The organism is Streptomyces sp. NBC_00285 (assembly GCF_036174265.1).
Taxonomy (GTDB): Bacteria; Actinomycetota; Actinomycetes; order Streptomycetales; family Streptomycetaceae; genus Streptomyces.
This window is the reverse complement of record NZ_CP108055.1, coordinates 3,386,293-3,400,542: the sequence shown is the minus strand read 5'-3', so window position 1 is coordinate 3,400,542 and position 14,250 is coordinate 3,386,293. Positions and strand designations below refer to the sequence as shown.

Genomic DNA, 14,250 nt, shown 5'->3' with positions numbered 1-14,250 from the left:
CTCGTCTCAGGGTGCGGAACTCAGCGGTGGCTTTCAGGCTGGTTGTGGGGGGACTGAGTGCTTCCTAGGAGGATGGTGTGGGTGGGTTGTGCTCGGGTGGGGTGGCACAGTTTTCGCCCACCCGTTCGCCGTGGCTACTCACCTGCGTGACAATTTCCGGCGTTATTAGAGCTGACGTCCAGTCACATCGTGAGAACGGGCTCGGGCGTATCGCTCATTTCGGTGGACTCGGGACGCCTGCGCCCCCGTACCACCAAAACGCCCCCCACGGCAGCCAGTACGAATCCGGCCACAGCCGCCCCGACCGGCAACGTCTCGCCCACCGCGCGCAGTTGGTCACTGTCCCGCTTCGCCAGCCGCACCGCCTCCTTCTGGGTTGCGGTGGTGAACTCGATCTTCCGGCTGTCCAGCAGGACCACGGCGTCCTTCTTCGCGCCGGGAGCCCGCAGGGTGCGCTTCGGACCCACCTGCGCGTAGACGACCCGGCCGGTGCGCTGGTCGACGACCAGCTCGATGCCGTGGTTGGAGTACCACTCCTCGGCCAGCACCTGCGGCCGGCCCGGCTCGTCCACGATCGTGCCCGGCACCAGCCGCGTCCCGACCTTCGCCGGGGCGACCGTGCCGGTGAACCGGTAACCCGTGTACCCCTGAACCTTCTTCGTACCCTGGTATCGCAACGTCACTGTGGAACCGAGGGAGTTGTCCCACCACTGGTAGGAGCGTCGCTGCACGTCGAAGGGGAACTTCAGATAGGCCTCGCCCTCGAAGTACGGCTTCTCCCCGCAGCAGTGCACCGGCTTGGTCGTCTTACGGTCCATGACCCACCGGTGCGGGACGAACTCCAGCGCGTCGTGCGGATCGGCGGCCGGCAGCGACTTGTCGGTGTCGACGGTGGTGGTCACGTCCCACACCGCGGCCCCGTCGCTGTTCTCACTGTCCTCGACGTTGCCGCGCACCCGCTGGGTGACGGTGATGCGCTGGTCGGGGACGGTCTTCACCTGCTCGGTGTCGAAGACGCTGCCCGTGCCGCGGTACACGGCGGTCTGGTCGATGTTGATCGGGTTCAGGGCCGCCCGCGGAGTCACGTACCACGCAAGCAGTGGCGCCAGTACCAGCAGAAACGTGCCGAGTCCCAGCAGAATCAGGGAGATTGGAGAGGCTGTACGGCGCATCCGGACACTCCTGGGGCGTGGGTTGACGGAGTTCGGGTCGCTCTTAGGGCCGGGAACCGTAGGCGTCTCTTGACGGAGTGTCAATGTCTTGACGGGGCATCGGTGTCTTGCCGACACTGGCTCGACAGGCAGCGTGGGTACCGGATGGGATTCCGGGTCGGGCTCCGGGTGGGGATGTACGCCGGACCGAGCCGCTCGAGAGAGGCTGCCCCTGCGATGTCCAGACTGCTCGCCGCCGCACTGACCGTCGTCGCCGCCGCACTGCTCGCCCTCGGTGCCGCGCTCGGCATCGTCGCGCTTCTGGAGGCGACGCCCGAGCAGCCCAACACGCCACTGATCACCTACGAGCAGCCGGACCAGGGGAGTTGACACATGGCCGCCCGCCCGGCAGCCGTGAACGCCCGCTCGGCCTGGCACGACGTGCCCCGCCTCCAGGTCCGCCGTTTCGCGGCGATCGCGCTTGCCGAGGCACCGGCGCTCGCGGAGGAGATCCTCCGCGAGATCCGCCGCGAGTACCCCCATCTGCCGGTCGTCCTCGACGAGTCGGGGGAACCGATGGCCCTGGTCGGCATCCGGCGTGCGATCGAGGTCTTCGTCCAGCACTTGGAGACGGCGGAGGGCCGCCCCACCGTCCCACCGGGCGTCTTCCAGGAGTTCGGCAGGGGCGAGGGACTGAACGGCCGCAGCCTGGACTCCCTCCAGGCGATCTACCGGATGGGCGTACGCCTTGCCTGGCGCCGGTTCGCCGACATCGGACAGCGCGTGGAGATCCCGCCGCCGGCGATGTACGAACTCGTCGACGCGGGCTACGAGTACCTGGACGGCCTCGTCGACCAGTCGGTCCGCGGCTACGCCGAGGCCGCCGCACGCCAGGCGGGCGAACGCCTGCGCCTGCAGCGCCGCCTGATGGAGTTACTGCTGGCCGAACGCCACCGGGGCGACCCCGCGGACGCCCTCACGGAACGCGCGGCCCGCATCGGCTGGCCCCTGCCCGAGAAGGTGGCGGTGGGTGTCCTGATCCGCCCGGCCCGGGAGGCGGTGGCCCCCGCGGTGGGCCAGGGAGTCCTCCTGGACATGGACTACGAACAGCCCCGCATGGTCGTACCGGAGCCGGACGCGGCGGGCCGCCACGAACTCCTGCACCGGGCCCTGACCGGCTGGGCCGGCGCGATCGGCCCCCCGGTCCCCCTCGCCGACGCGGCGAAGTCCCTGCGCTGGGCCGAGGCGGCCGTACGCCTGATGGAACGCGCCCTGCTTCCCGCCGGTGAGGTCCTCTACTGCACGGAACACACGGAGGCCCTGGTCCTGCTGCAGCCCGAGGAGCTGATGGACGACCTGGCCCTGCGCTGCCTGGCCCCCCTCAGACACTGCGGCCCCACCCACGGCCGCCGCCTCGCCCAGACCCTGCTCGCCTGGCTGGAGACCCGGGGCGGCGCACCGGAAGTGGCGGCCCGGCTGGGAGTGCACCCACAGACGGTCCGCTATCGCCTCCGCCAGATCCGCGAACTGTGGGGCGACGAGATCGACGACCCGGACCGCCGCTTCGAACTGGAACTGGTGTTACGGGCACGACGCCTACGCGGAGAACTGACATGAGGGGCGAACCGTCGCGGGAGGTCAGACGCCGGCCCGGTCCTGCACCCCCGTCCGCCGGGCCACGGGCCCGTCCAGGTGGACCATCACCGTCGTGTAGAAGCGCTGCACGGCATCGTCGACGCTGCGGATGAAGCCGGCCTCGGCGTTGCCACGACTGCTCCCCATGTTCTTGAGCAGGGACAGCCGGAACCCGGTGATCCTCGCGGCGCCTTTCGGCAGCATGTCCGCCGGTTCGGGGCGCAGCCGCTCCAAGGTGCCCCGGGGGCCGCCCGGCGCGCCTTCTACCAGGGTTTCGACATGCAGGTCCGCCGGGGCTTCGGCGAGGCGCCGGATCAGGCGCTTGGCCCAGGTGAGGGGGTAACCCTGCTCGGGTGCCGGAATCTCGATGGAGGTGCGCAGTCTGCCGGTGCGCAGATCGGCGCCGATCGTGAGCAGGCCGGGTGCCTGCTCGACGCGCAGCTCCGCCTGGAGCCTGCCTTCGCTGCACAACCGGTCGGCGAGCTGCACCCGGCGGGTCCCGGGGTCGGTGCCGCGTCTGGCGCGCTGGGCCGGCAGCACCTTCTGCCCGAGTTCGCCGCCCAGCCTGAGGCACACCTGGCGCACGAGGCGCTCCCAGCTCTCGATGACTTCGAGGGCCCGGGGGTCACCCTGGCACAGGGTCTCGTCGCTGATGCCGTTGCGTACCGGCACCCAGGCCGCGCCCATGTTCTGGAAACCGTGACACCCGGAGTTCTCGTGCTGGAGATAGTGCAGCAGCTCCTGGAGCAGCCAGGTGCGCGCGGCATTGCCGACGCCCTCGTGCCGGATCAACATCTGCGCCTGATGCGCCACTTCGGCCCACGACAGATGCCAGAGCGCCACCTGGTGCTTGCGCCGCCGGTCGATCTTGACGTCGACCAGTGGGCTGCCCTCCAGCGCCACGTCGTTCGACAGTGTGATCACGGCCTCGTAGCCGCGCCGGGCGGCGATGTCCATATAGGCCTGCACCTGGTCGGCCTTGAGGGCGTTGCCGTTGGTCTTGGTCTCGACGAGGGCCGTCCACAGCTTGCCGGCCCGCTCGATGCGGATCACTCCGTCGGGCCGCCGGGGTGTGTCGCCGTGCGGCAGGGAGACCTCGGTGAACGTCTCCATACGACCGGATGGTGCCCCGAACGCGGCGGTGAGGCGCCTGCCGAACCGCGGTACCTGGGTCATCACCGACAACAGCACCGAGGTCGCGCGCATCTCCCGGTCCCGGTCGTTCTTGAGCGCGGAGACAGGGAAGAGCCTCGCGGGTCTCCAGGAGTCGTTCTCCGCCAGGGACTTCGGTGGCGTGCCGGGCGGGCTTGCCTTCTTCTTGGCCGTGCGGGGCCGGGCGGCCACTCTTGGTGCGGCTTCGTCGGTGGACCGGCGGGGAGCCGGGACGGCAGCCAGCGAGCCGGAGTCATGCGGCTCGGGAGTCGAGCCCGGGGGCGGGTCGGCCGGCTCGCCGTTCCCGGCCGGTTCCGGCGCCGCAGCGAGGGCCGTGCCGTCCACGTCCTCTTCGGCGGCCTCCGCGTCGTCGTCGATGTCGACGCCGAAGTCCGTCGCCAGCCCCGCCAGACCTGAGTCGTAGCCCTGGCCGACGGCCCGGAACTTCCAGTTGTCGTCCCGGCGGTAGAGCTCACCGAAGATGATCGCGCTCACCGTTCCGGCGTCGCCGATGCTGAACTGGAGGAGGCTGTCGCCGACCGCGTCGGACAGGGTCACCCGCAGGTCGTCCAGTTCGCCGAAGTGGGCGCCGCCGTAGCGGCTGGCGGCCACGACGAGGCGTGTCACCTCGGGCGGAACCGCGGTCAGGTCGAAGCCGATCCGGTCCTCGTTCCCGTCCTCCGTGGGTGTCTTGTCCAGCAGCTGCACGCTTCCGTCGGCCGCCACCGGGTTGTTGTAGAAGTAGAAGTCCGTGTCGCCGCGTACCTTGCCGTCCGGGCCCAGCAATAAGACGGAGACGTCCGCGTCGCCGTCACCGGCCGGGCTGCTCCAGCCCAGGCTCACGATCACCGAACCGGTGTTCTCACTCAGGGCCGACAGGGCAGTGTTCGACCCCTTGGTCATTTCGTGCACGAGATCCCCCCTGGAACCACATCCCCCAGGACACACCACGCAGTGTGATGTGCCGCACACGCACACAGTAGTCCCGGCAGCTCGTGCCCGTGTCCTCCCCGTGGGAACGGGGCGATGGGGCGTTCGTGACCTGCCTTGACCTGTCTCCCCATTGCCCGGGGAAACCGCATGTCGCTAGCCTGTGTTCGTCATGCCGATCGTCTGTTGAAATCTCGAACGCAGACGCCTTAGACGCAAAGGGAGGGTGCTGGTCGTGGGACGCCTCGTACCTGCCGTCACCCGGGCTCTCGACATTCTCGAGCTCTTCCTCGAAGGGGACGGGACGCTCTCCGCCCCCGACATCGTGCGCAGGCTCCAGCTGCCACGCACCACCGTGCACGAACTGGTGACCACACTGGCCGCCCGGTCGTACATCGTCCAGGTGCCCGGCCAGCCGGGACGCTACCGGCTCGGAGTGCGGCCGTACCAGCTCGGCAGCCGGTACGCCGAGCAGCTCGACCTCGCCGCCGAGGGCCAGCAGGTCGCCCGGTCCGTCGCCGAGACCTGCGACGAGACCGTGCACGTGGCGATCCTGGAGGGCACTGACGTCATCTACATCGCCAAGGTCGACTCGACCCACGCGGTGCGGATGGTGTCGGCCGCCGGGCGCCGGCTGCCCGCCCACTGCACCTCCGTCGGCAAGATGCTCCTCGCCTCCCTCCCCGCGCCGCAGCTCGCCTCCCGCATCCAGGGCGACGTGCCGCTCGTCGGCATGACCCCCAACAGCATCACCGACCCGGCCGCCCTGCGCGAGGCCCTCGACGAGATCCGGCAGCGCGGGATCGCCGTCGAGAACCGGGAGTCCAACCCGGACGTCTCCTGCGTGGCCGCCCCGGTCCGCGACCGCACCGGGCAGGTCGTCGCCGCGCTCTCCATCTCCGTCCCGATGATCCGCTGGAGCGAGGAGCGCCGCGTCGAACTGGAGCAGCTCGCCGCCAAGGGCGCCGCCGAACTCTCCGAGCGCCTCGGTCACCGGGGTGTGGGATGACCTACGAGATCGCGGTACGGGCCGAGGCCACCCTCGGTGAGGGCCCCACCTGGGACCCCGTCGGCGACAGGCTCCTGTGGATCGACATCCTCGGAGCCCGCCTGCACACCTACGACCCCGTCTCCGGCCGTCGCACGGTCCGTACCCTCGACCAGCACATCGGCGCCGTCAAGCCGCGCGCGGCCGGCGGCCTCGTCCTCAACCTGCGGGACGGCGTGGCCCTGCTGGACCCGGACGGCACCTTCCGCTGGCTCCACCACGAGCCGGTCCCCGGCCGCCGCGCCAACGATGCCGCCGTCGCCCCCGACGGTTCGCTGTGGGCCGGCACCATGCGCTACGACGAGGCACCGGGCGGCGGCTCCCTGTCCCGGATCGGCGGCGACGGCTCGGTGGACGTCGTCCTCGACGACGTGGCCGTCAGCAACGGCACTGGCTGGAGCCCGGACGGCCGGCTCATGTACTACGTCGACTCGCCCACCCGTCGCGTCGACGTCTTCGACCACGACGGCGGCCGTATCGGCAACCGCCGGGCCTTCGCCGGGATCGAGGACGGCGCCGGTTTTCCCGACGGCCTCACGGTCGACGCCGACGGGTGCGTCTGGGTCGCGTTGTGGGACGGGGGAGCGGTACGGCGGTACACGCCCGCGGGAGAACTCGACCGGGTGATCACCCTCCCGGCCCCGCGCGTCACCGCGTGCGCGTTCGGCGGCCCGGACCTCACCGACCTGTACATCACGACGGCACGGGTGGGCCTGGCCGCCCCGCACCCCGTGGCGGGCTCCCTGCTGGTGGTACCGGGGGCGGGCAAGGGGCTGGCGCAGCCGCTCTTCGCGGGCTGACTACTGCAGCCCCGCCTTCTTCAACTCCTCGGCGGTCAGAGGCGGTTCGGTCAGCGAGGGCTTCAAAGGACCGACCGCCGCCGCGAGCAGGACCGCCGGCGTCAGCAGTACCTCCGCCCGCCGCTCCAGTGACGTCACGTCCGTCACGCGGCGGGCGACACGCCCGTTCCCGGTGGCCGTGGACATGAGCCGGGACACGTACGCGGACACGAGCCGGTCCCGCACCGTGGGTCCGCTCTCCGTCGCCCCGGGATAGAACACGTCCTGCCCGGTGGCCAGGTCCCACGCCGCTCCGACCGGCCTGGCCACCGCCTTCTGGACCCGCCGGGACAGTCCGGCCGCGCCGAGCCCGTGGCGCCGCGTCAGGTCCCGCAGGGCCAGCGCGCTCTGCGCACCCACCGCCAGTCCGTGCCCGTAGACCGGGTTGTACGCGGCCATCGCGTCACCGAGCACCGTGAAGTTCTCCGGCCAGCGGGCCATCCGCTCGTAGAAGTACCGCCGGTTGACGGTCGTGCGGGTGAAGGAGACGCCGGACAGCGGCTCCGCCCGGGCGATCAGGTCGCCGATCAGCGGATGCCTCAGCTCCTCACGGGCGAACCGTACGAAGTCGTCGTCGGCGGGAGACGGCTCGCCGCCACGGGTGCCGTTGAGGGTGACGATCCACCGGCCGTCCTCGATCGGCAGCAGGAAACCCGCCCGCCCCGGCCCCTGCGCCTGTGTGTCGGGCTGGACGCTGATGACGGGGAAGCCGCCGCGGGCGGCCTCGGGGGCGAGGTAGAGGCGGCTCGCGTACGCCAGGCCGGAGTCGACCTCCCGACGCTCCGGTGCGGGCAGCCCGAGCTCGGCCAGCCAGCGCGGCGCTCCGGAACTCCGCCCGGTCGCGTCCACGACCAGGTCCGCCTCCAGGGTCCGTTCGCCGCCGTCGCGCTCCCGCACCCGGACCCCGGTGACGGCCTCCGCGCCGCCGGTCAGCCCCAGCACCTCGGTGCCGCCGAGCACCTCGACCCGCCCGTCCGCGAGGACCCGCGTCCGGACCGTCGCGTCCAGCAGGTCACGGCCGGCCAGGATCACATGGTGGGACTCGGGCCAGCGCCTGAACCAGCCGAACGCGGAAAGGACGACCATGTCGGTGGTGACGGGCGCCCTGCGCGCCCCCGCGTCCACGAACATCCCGGTGAGGCCGGGCAGCAGCTCCTCCATGGCCCGTACGCCGCCCGACCACAGCATGTGGGCGTGCCGGGCCTGCGGCAGGCCTCTGCGGGGCGCGGGCTCCTCGGGCAGGTCGTCCCGCTCGACCACGACGACCCGGTCGGCGAGGCCGGCCAGCGCGGCCGCCGCGAGCATGCCCGTATGGGATCCCCCGAGGACTACGGCTACCGAGGCGGGGGAGGGGCGTTCACTCATGCGTGGACATGCTCTCTGCCGGGACGGCCGCTGCGGCGCGGACCGCCTTGATCTCGTCGGTTCGGTGCAGGGCCTCGGACACGGCCTGGATCTCCTGCAACAGGTAGAGGGTGTCGGTGTCGCCCGTGCCGGGAGCGTCCGGGTCGCTGCGCCTGGTCTCGACGGCGTCCAGGATCGTCACGGCGGCGGCGAGGGCCTGGGCCCGGCCACGGTCGAGGCCGAGATCGAGGGCTGCCCGGTGGGCGCGGACGCGCAGCCCCTCGTCGAGGAAGCGCGCCAGCTGGAGGAGGGCGTCGCGGATGAACGTCTCGCGGCGGATCAGCCGCATCTCGGGGGTGGCGCGCAGGGCGAGCGGTTCGCGGCTGCCCGCGACGGTCCGCACCAGCCGGGCCAGGGGCCTGAGCGTGCGGTGGCGGCGGCGCACCAGCCAGCGCTCGTGAAGGTACTGGCCGGAGTGCGGGACGATGAAGCCGACCGCGACGAGCGTGGCGGCGATGCAGGCGGCCGACGGCGCGATGTTGGTGTTCAGCCAGTCCAGGTCGTGCCCGGTCCAGCGGGCTCCGACCGCCGTGAGCTTGGCGAGGCTGAACAGCAGGTTCGTCGCGAAGCCCGCCCCGAGGAACCGCAGCCCCCAGCGCAGCCAGGCGTCGAGACCGTCGGTGCGGATCCAGTTCCACACCAGGCGCGAGGTGACCAGGCTGGCCACCATGTGCCCGAGCAGGTAGAGAAGGATCATCTCCCGCATGTACGGCGTGTTGGCGTAGTACGTGTCCAGGTTCCGGATCTGCTCCACGGGCACGTCGGCGAGCGCGAACAGCACCCACAGCAGGACGACCACACCCGCGTACGCGCAGATCACCCAGCGGGTCGCCCGCCGGGTCCGGGCGTTGCGCTCGGTGCGGCCGTTGCGCCAGTGCACGACCAGCAGCAGCCAGGACGCGCAGAGCGCGGTGAGCAGCGAGTACACCCAGGGTGCGGCGATGTTGGGGACGCCGGTGACGCGGTTCGTCCAGGCGATGGTGCTGGGGGCCGCGAAGACGAACACCGCGCAGGCGAACAGCAGCAGGCCGGCCACGGCGCGCAGCAGCGGGTCCCGCCACAGCTTGAGGATGCTGGGCAGTTTGATCACCAGGGCGGCGGTGAGGACCAGGCCGGGGAGCCAGAAGGAGACGTACAGGCCGGTGATGGAGGCGGCCGTGTGCTGCGCCAGGGCTGGGTGGGTCACCGGGCTCGGCCTCCGCGGTAGCCGAGGGATCTCTGGACGGTGTCGGGCCGCACCGCGGAGCCCGGCGAGGGTACCGACAGCCGGAACGCCGCCGCCAGCCGGTGACCGAAGTCGTCGGCCTCGGCCTCGTCCGCCTCGCGGGAGCCGTTGCGGGCGGCCACGGTCAGGGCGACGGAGTCCCAGCCGGGCCGGCCGGCGAGCGCGTGGGCCGCGGCCGTGTGATGGTGGGCGTGCCTGGCGTGCAGATGCCACAACTCATGGCCCAATATGACCAGTTGCTGCATCTCTTCGGCTCGTTCCTCCACGATGACGAGGTCGAAGTCCTGGAACTCCACCCACAGTCCGGTGACCGCGATCTCGTCGGGGATCCGCTCGAAGCGCAGCTCGACGGGCCGCCCTCCGCGGCGGGCGCTCATCTCCTGGCACAGGGCCCGGCACAGCTCCGGCACGCCGGCCGGGGGACGGGGTCTCGCACGGATCGCGGTGGTGAGGTGGGTGACCAGATCGCGCATGGCCGAGGTCGCACGGGTGCGCCGTAGCGCCGAGGCGATCCGGGCCGCACTTCTGCGCGCGCCCGCGATGTCCATCCCACCCCCTGAGCTCTCCCGCCGCCGTAGGACGGGCCGTTCGAGAGTACGCGCCCTGAACTGTCCCCGTCATGCGATCCGATTTTGCTGTGGGCCCCATTGACTAGAAAGCGCTTCCTGCTTAGCGTCCGTTCGAAGTTACGGGCGCAATTCGATATCTCGAACAGATAGGGCAGGGAATGGGACGACCTGACCTGAATCGCAGACACCTTCTCGCCGCGGCCGGCGGTCTGACCGTCGCCGCGAGCTTCGGCTTCGCGGCCCTCGGTACCGGCGCCGACGCGCTCGCCTCCGGCGCGGACACCCGAGTGCGCTACTGGAACCTCTTCAGCGGCGGCGACGGCTCCAACATGATCGCGATGCTGGACGCCTTCCGTGAGGCCAACCCGGACATCGATGTCAAGGACTCCACCCTCCAGTGGGGCAACCCCTTCTACACCAAGCTCGCCATGGCCGCGGCCGGCAACCGCGCACCCGACCTCGGCGTCATGCACATGGGCCGGGTCACCGGCTTCTCACCCGGCCGCCTCCTGGACCCCTGGGACGTCGACCTGCTCGCCAAGTACGGAGTGCGCGAGCAGGACTACAACCCGGCCCTGTGGAAGCGCGGCGTCATCGACGGCAAGCTCTACGCGCTCCCGCTCGACATCCACGTCCAGCTCTGCTTCTACCGCAAGGACGTGCTGAAGAAGGCGGACCTCCTCGGCGACGACGGCCGGATGATCCCGGTCACCTCCACCGACGAGTGGTTCGACGTCCTCAAGAAGGCCAGGGCCGTCCAGAAGAAGGGGCTCCAGACGATCGGCCTGTGGACCAACGACCAGAACTTCCAGTGGTGGTTCTTCGTCGCCTTCTACACCCAGCTCGGCGGCAGGTGGTTCGACGACGGCAACACCGAGGTCCTCTTCGACACCGACAAGGCCACCCAGGTCCTGGAGTTCCTCCGCCAACACGTCACCGACGGATACGTCATCCCCGGCGCCCCCACCGGTGAACAGTTCATCAACGGCGCCCCCTTCACCTGGGAGGGCAACTGGTCCGTGCCCGTCTTCTCCGGGGCGAAGCTGGACTACGGCGCGACCCCGCTGCCACCCGTCTTCGGCAGACAGGCCACCCACGCCGAGTCGCACGCCTTCGTCCTGCCCCACCAGGCGGGCCGCGGCGGCGCCACCAACGAGGGCGCCCACGAACTCGCCGCCTACGTCGTCACGCACGCCCTGCAGTGGGCGGCCGGCGGCCACATCCCCGCGTACACGCCGACGCTGTCCACCGCCGCGTACAAGAAGCTCACCCCGCAGAACGAGTACGCGAGCGCCATGGACCACCAGGCCACCGAGCCGAAGGTGTGGTTCGCGGGCTCCACAGGCGTCCTCGCCCAGGACCTCGGCCCGGTCGTCGTCTCCTCCACCATGGGCTCCGCCAAGCCGGACAAGGTCGCACAGACGATGAAGAGCCACCTCACCAAGCTCCTCGCCTCGAAGAACCCCATGGACGGCAGGACCGCAGCGCAGGGAGGTGCGGTCGCATGACGACCAGCGCTCACATGACGACCGGAGCCGTCGCCGCACCGGCACGGGCCAGGACCGTGACCGCCACGGCGACCGTCCGCCGCAAGCAGGGCTTCCAGCACGGCGGTTGGTTCGTCGCCCCCTTCCTGGCGCTCTTCGCGCTGTTCGTGATCTGGCCGCTGCTGCGCGGGGTCTACCTCAGCTTCACGGACGCCAACATCTCCGGCGACAGCGCGGGTTTCGTCGGCCTCGACAACTACCGCGAGGCCCTGCACGACCAGGCGATGTGGGACGCGCTCGGCCACAGCGCCTGGTTCACGCTGATGGTCGTCCCGTGCATCACGGCCCTCGCCTTCCTGCTGGCGATGCTCGCCCACCACATCGAGCACGCCAAGTGGCTGTGGCGGCTGTGCTTCTTCGTGCCGTTCCTGCTGCCCTCGACCGTCGCCGCCAACATGTTCCAGTGGCTGTTCACCCAGGGCATCGGCCTGATCAACGAGACCTTCGGACTCGACACGCCCTGGCTGACCGACAAGTCGTACGCCATGCCCGCCATCGTCATCGAGACCCTGTGGTGGACGGTCGGCTTCAGCTTCCTGCTGTACCTCGCCGCCCTCCAGGGCATCCCCGGCCACCTGTACGAGGCCGCGAAGCTGGACGGCGCCAACGCCTGGCACCGCATGGTCCACATCACGCTGCCGATGCTCCGCAACATCACCGGCCTGGTGATCGCGCTCCAGATTCTGGCCTCACTGCAACTGTTCGACCAGGCCGTCGTGATGATGGACTTCAGTCCCGGACCGGAGCTCAGCACCCGCTCCTTCGTCCAGTACACCCTCGAACAGGGCTTCACCAGCTACCGCGTGGGCTACGCCTCAGCGATGTCCATCATCTTCTTCGTGATCATCGCATTCGTCGCCCTGGCGCGGATGTGGCTGCTGCGCAACCGTGAGGAGGGCACCCGATGAGCGGCACCGAGATACGGCTCAAGCCCCGCAGTACCTGGACCCCCGGCCAGATCGTGCTCACCCTGATCGGCGTCGCCGTCTCCGCCGTCTTCGTGGCGCCGATCGCCGCGTCCCTGTTCACCTCGCTGAAGTCCGAGGCGGAGGCCGCCGAGATCCCGCCGCACTGGCTGCCTCAGGTCTGGACGGTCCAGGCGTGGCAGGCACTGTGGGAGACCGGCAACGTCAGCAACTGGTTCGTCAACTCCCTGGTCGTGTCGGTCTGCGTCACTTCCGTCGTCCTGACGGTCAGCGCCCTCGCCGGATACGGCTTCGCCCGCACCGAGTTCCGCGGCAAGAACGCGCTCATGGGTCTCGTCATGTCGGGCCTGATGGTCTCCCCGGCCGTGCTGGGCGTCCCCCTGTTCACCACGGTCCAGCAGATGGGGATGGTCGACACCTACTGGGGCATGATCCTTCCCCAGTGCGCCCCCGCCGCGATGGTCTACATCCTGTACAAGTTCTTCCAGGGCGTCCCGCGCGAACTGGAGGAGGCCGCCTTCATCGACGGCGCCGGCCGCTGGCGGGTCTTCTTCACCATCGTCCTGCCGCTCTCCCGGCCCTCCCTGGCGGCGGTCGGCATCTTCACCTTCATCGCCTCCTGGAACAACTTCCTGTGGCCCTACATGGTGACCAACAACCCCGACCTGATGACCATGCCGAACGGTATCGCGACCGTCATGAACTCCTACGGCATCCAGTGGGCCCAACTCATGGCCGGCGGCCTCATGGCGGGCCTCCCGCTGATCATCGTGTTCGTCTTCTTCCAGCGTCAGATCGTGGCGGGCGTGGCCCACACGGGTCTGGCCGGACAGTAAAGGAAGCCGAGTTGAAGCGCCTGAGATTCGCGACCCTCCTGACCGCCGCCCTCATCGCCCTGCTGCCCACGATGGCGCAGGCCAACGTCGCCTACCCCGACCCGCTCCCCCTCACCGGTCAGCAGATCATCCACGACCCGACGGTCATCCATCTCAAGTCCGGCGGCTACGTGGCCTATTCGACCGGCGGCGTGATCGGTGCCCGGCTGTCCAAGGACCTCAGGCACTGGACCGACGCGGGCAACGCCTTCGCCGAGCCACCGAGTTGGTGGTACGAGTACAACAACACCGGCGACCCCTGGGCCCCGGACATCTCCTACCGCGCGGGCAGGTACTGGCTGTACTACGCCGTGTCGAGCTGGGGCACCAACCACTCCGCGATCGGCGTGGCGACCTCCCCGAGCGGGCTTCCTGGTACCTGGACCGACAAGGGGAAGGCCTTCACGTCCGGGACGACCGACTCCTTCAACGCCATCGACCCGGCACTCGTCCGGGCGGACGGCAGGCTCTGGATGTCGTTCGGCTCGTACTGGACGGGCATCCGTATGGTCGAGCTGGACCCGCTCACGGGCACGGCCCGCCCGGACACGACCGTCCACCACCTGGCCACCCGCCCGGACGCGCCGTACGCGGTCGAGGGGCCGTACATCGTGAAGCACGGCCGCCACTACTACCTCTTCGCGTCCTACGACACCTGTTGTGCGGGAGCGGACTCGACGTACAGGATCAGGGTGGGCAGGTCGACGTCGGTGACCGGTCCGTACACCGACAGCACGGGCAAGCCGCTCCTGGAGGGCGGCGGAGACCTGCTGCTGGCAGGACACGGCCGTTACGTCGGCACGGGAGGCGAGTCGGTGTTCAGGGCAAGGGGCCAGGACTGGCTGGCCTACCACTACTACGACGCAGAGGACAACGGCACCCCGAAGCTGGGCCTCAACCGGCTCGGCTGGACAAAGCACGGCTGGCCCAAGGTCTTCTAGGGGCGCGG

Annotated in this window: 13 protein-coding genes; 8 read left to right on the top strand and 5 right to left on the bottom strand. The window is 70.2% G+C overall.

Features of this window, described 5'->3' with window-relative positions:
- Window positions 1–182: 182 nt before the first annotated feature.
- Window positions 183–1,172, bottom strand: coding sequence for a DUF3068 domain-containing protein (locus tag OHT57_RS15700; RefSeq protein WP_328747029.1), 990 nt, complete (start codon window positions 1,170–1,172; stop codon window positions 183–185).
- A gap of 216 nt (window positions 1,173–1,388) precedes the next feature.
- Here OHT57_RS15700 and OHT57_RS15695 point away from each other — a divergent pair, with 216 nt between their 5' ends.
- Together OHT57_RS15695 and OHT57_RS15690 are read left to right on the top strand one after the other, a co-directional pair.
- Complete coding sequence (locus OHT57_RS15695) at window positions 1,389–1,541, top strand: hypothetical protein (protein ID WP_020136392.1); 153 nt, start codon at window positions 1,389–1,391, stop codon at window positions 1,539–1,541.
- Between the two features lie 3 nt (window positions 1,542–1,544).
- Window positions 1,545–2,768 (top strand): PucR family transcriptional regulator, encoded by a 1,224-nt coding sequence (locus OHT57_RS15690; protein WP_328747028.1) that lies wholly within the window; start codon window positions 1,545–1,547, stop codon window positions 2,766–2,768.
- 21 nt (window positions 2,769–2,789) lie between these two features.
- Here the strand turns inward: OHT57_RS15690 and OHT57_RS15685 are convergent, their stop codons facing one another.
- Window positions 2,790–4,841, bottom strand: coding sequence for a TerD family protein (locus OHT57_RS15685; RefSeq protein WP_328747027.1), 2,052 nt, complete (start codon window positions 4,839–4,841; stop codon window positions 2,790–2,792).
- A gap of 262 nt (window positions 4,842–5,103) precedes the next feature.
- Here OHT57_RS15685 and OHT57_RS15680 point away from each other — a divergent pair, with 262 nt between their 5' ends.
- The gene (locus tag OHT57_RS15680; RefSeq protein WP_328747026.1) at window positions 5,104–5,877 is read left to right on the top strand and encodes an IclR family transcriptional regulator; all 774 of its coding nucleotides are present in this window, start codon (window positions 5,104–5,106) and stop codon (window positions 5,875–5,877) included.
- Window positions 5,874–6,716 (top strand): SMP-30/gluconolactonase/LRE family protein, encoded by an 843-nt coding sequence (locus OHT57_RS15675; RefSeq protein ID WP_328747025.1) that lies wholly within the window; start codon window positions 5,874–5,876, stop codon window positions 6,714–6,716. Before OHT57_RS15680 ends, OHT57_RS15675 begins: the two co-directional genes overlap by 4 nt.
- Here OHT57_RS15675 and OHT57_RS15670 read toward each other — a convergent pair whose 3' ends face one another.
- From OHT57_RS15670 to OHT57_RS15660, 3 genes are read right to left on the bottom strand one after another with little or no spacing between them, the layout of a single operon-like run.
- Window positions 6,717–8,120 carry an NAD(P)/FAD-dependent oxidoreductase gene (locus tag OHT57_RS15670; RefSeq protein ID WP_328747024.1) on the bottom strand — a complete coding sequence of 468 codons (1,404 nt, stop codon included), beginning with the start codon at window positions 8,118–8,120 and terminating at the stop codon, window positions 6,717–6,719.
- On the bottom strand, window positions 8,113–9,345 hold the full coding sequence (locus OHT57_RS15665; protein ID WP_328747023.1) for an MAB_1171c family putative transporter: 1,233 nt from the start codon (window positions 9,343–9,345) through the stop codon (window positions 8,113–8,115). The genes OHT57_RS15670 and OHT57_RS15665 overlap by 8 nt, the downstream gene beginning before the upstream one ends.
- Window positions 9,342–9,932, bottom strand: a complete 591-nt coding sequence (locus tag OHT57_RS15660) for a toxin-antitoxin system, toxin component family protein (protein ID WP_328747022.1) — start codon at window positions 9,930–9,932, stop codon at window positions 9,342–9,344. The genes OHT57_RS15665 and OHT57_RS15660 overlap by 4 nt, the downstream gene beginning before the upstream one ends.
- A gap of 179 nt (window positions 9,933–10,111) precedes the next feature.
- Between OHT57_RS15660 and OHT57_RS15655 the strand changes: the two genes are divergently transcribed.
- The 4 genes from OHT57_RS15655 to OHT57_RS15640 are packed head-to-tail and all read left to right on the top strand — an operon-like array spanning window position 10,112 to window position 14,242.
- Window positions 10,112–11,461 carry an extracellular solute-binding protein gene (locus tag OHT57_RS15655; protein WP_328747021.1) on the top strand — a complete coding sequence of 450 codons (1,350 nt, stop codon included), beginning with the start codon at window positions 10,112–10,114 and terminating at the stop codon, window positions 11,459–11,461.
- A complete protein-coding gene (locus OHT57_RS15650) occupies window positions 11,458–12,408 on the top strand; it encodes a carbohydrate ABC transporter permease (RefSeq protein WP_328747020.1) in 951 nt (316 codons plus the stop codon). The genes OHT57_RS15655 and OHT57_RS15650 overlap by 4 nt, the downstream gene beginning before the upstream one ends.
- Window positions 12,405–13,262 carry a carbohydrate ABC transporter permease gene (locus OHT57_RS15645; protein ID WP_328747019.1) on the top strand — a complete coding sequence of 286 codons (858 nt, stop codon included), beginning with the start codon at window positions 12,405–12,407 and terminating at the stop codon, window positions 13,260–13,262. The genes OHT57_RS15650 and OHT57_RS15645 overlap by 4 nt, the downstream gene beginning before the upstream one ends.
- Window positions 13,263–13,273: 11 nt before the next feature.
- Entirely contained in the window at window positions 13,274–14,242 is a 969-nt protein-coding gene (locus OHT57_RS15640; RefSeq protein WP_328747018.1) for an arabinan endo-1,5-alpha-L-arabinosidase, read from the top strand.
- Window positions 14,243–14,250: the final 8 nt, after the last annotated feature.

Bases quoted from the DNA above. Each gene is read 5' to 3' on its own strand.
- OHT57_RS15700 (WP_328747029.1), bottom strand. From the start codon at position 1,172: ATGCGCCGTACAGCCTCTCCAATCTCCCTGATTCTGCTGGGACTCGGC.
- OHT57_RS15675 (WP_328747025.1), top strand. From the start codon at position 5,874: ATGACCTACGAGATCGCGGTACGGGCCGAGGCCACCCTCGGTGAGGGC.
- OHT57_RS15650 (WP_328747020.1), top strand. From the start codon at position 11,458: ATGACGACCAGCGCTCACATGACGACCGGAGCCGTCGCCGCACCGGCA.
- OHT57_RS15690 (WP_328747028.1), top strand. From the start codon at position 1,545: ATGGCCGCCCGCCCGGCAGCCGTGAACGCCCGCTCGGCCTGGCACGAC.
- OHT57_RS15695 (WP_020136392.1), top strand. From the start codon at position 1,389: ATGTCCAGACTGCTCGCCGCCGCACTGACCGTCGTCGCCGCCGCACTG.
- OHT57_RS15685 (WP_328747027.1), bottom strand. From the start codon at position 4,841: ATGACCAAGGGGTCGAACACTGCCCTGTCGGCCCTGAGTGAGAACACC.
- OHT57_RS15670 (WP_328747024.1), bottom strand. From the start codon at position 8,120: ATGAGTGAACGCCCCTCCCCCGCCTCGGTAGCCGTAGTCCTCGGGGGA.
- OHT57_RS15645 (WP_328747019.1), top strand. From the start codon at position 12,405: ATGAGCGGCACCGAGATACGGCTCAAGCCCCGCAGTACCTGGACCCCC.
- OHT57_RS15655 (WP_328747021.1), top strand. From the start codon at position 10,112: ATGGGACGACCTGACCTGAATCGCAGACACCTTCTCGCCGCGGCCGGC.
- OHT57_RS15660 (WP_328747022.1), bottom strand. From the start codon at position 9,932: ATGGACATCGCGGGCGCGCGCAGAAGTGCGGCCCGGATCGCCTCGGCG.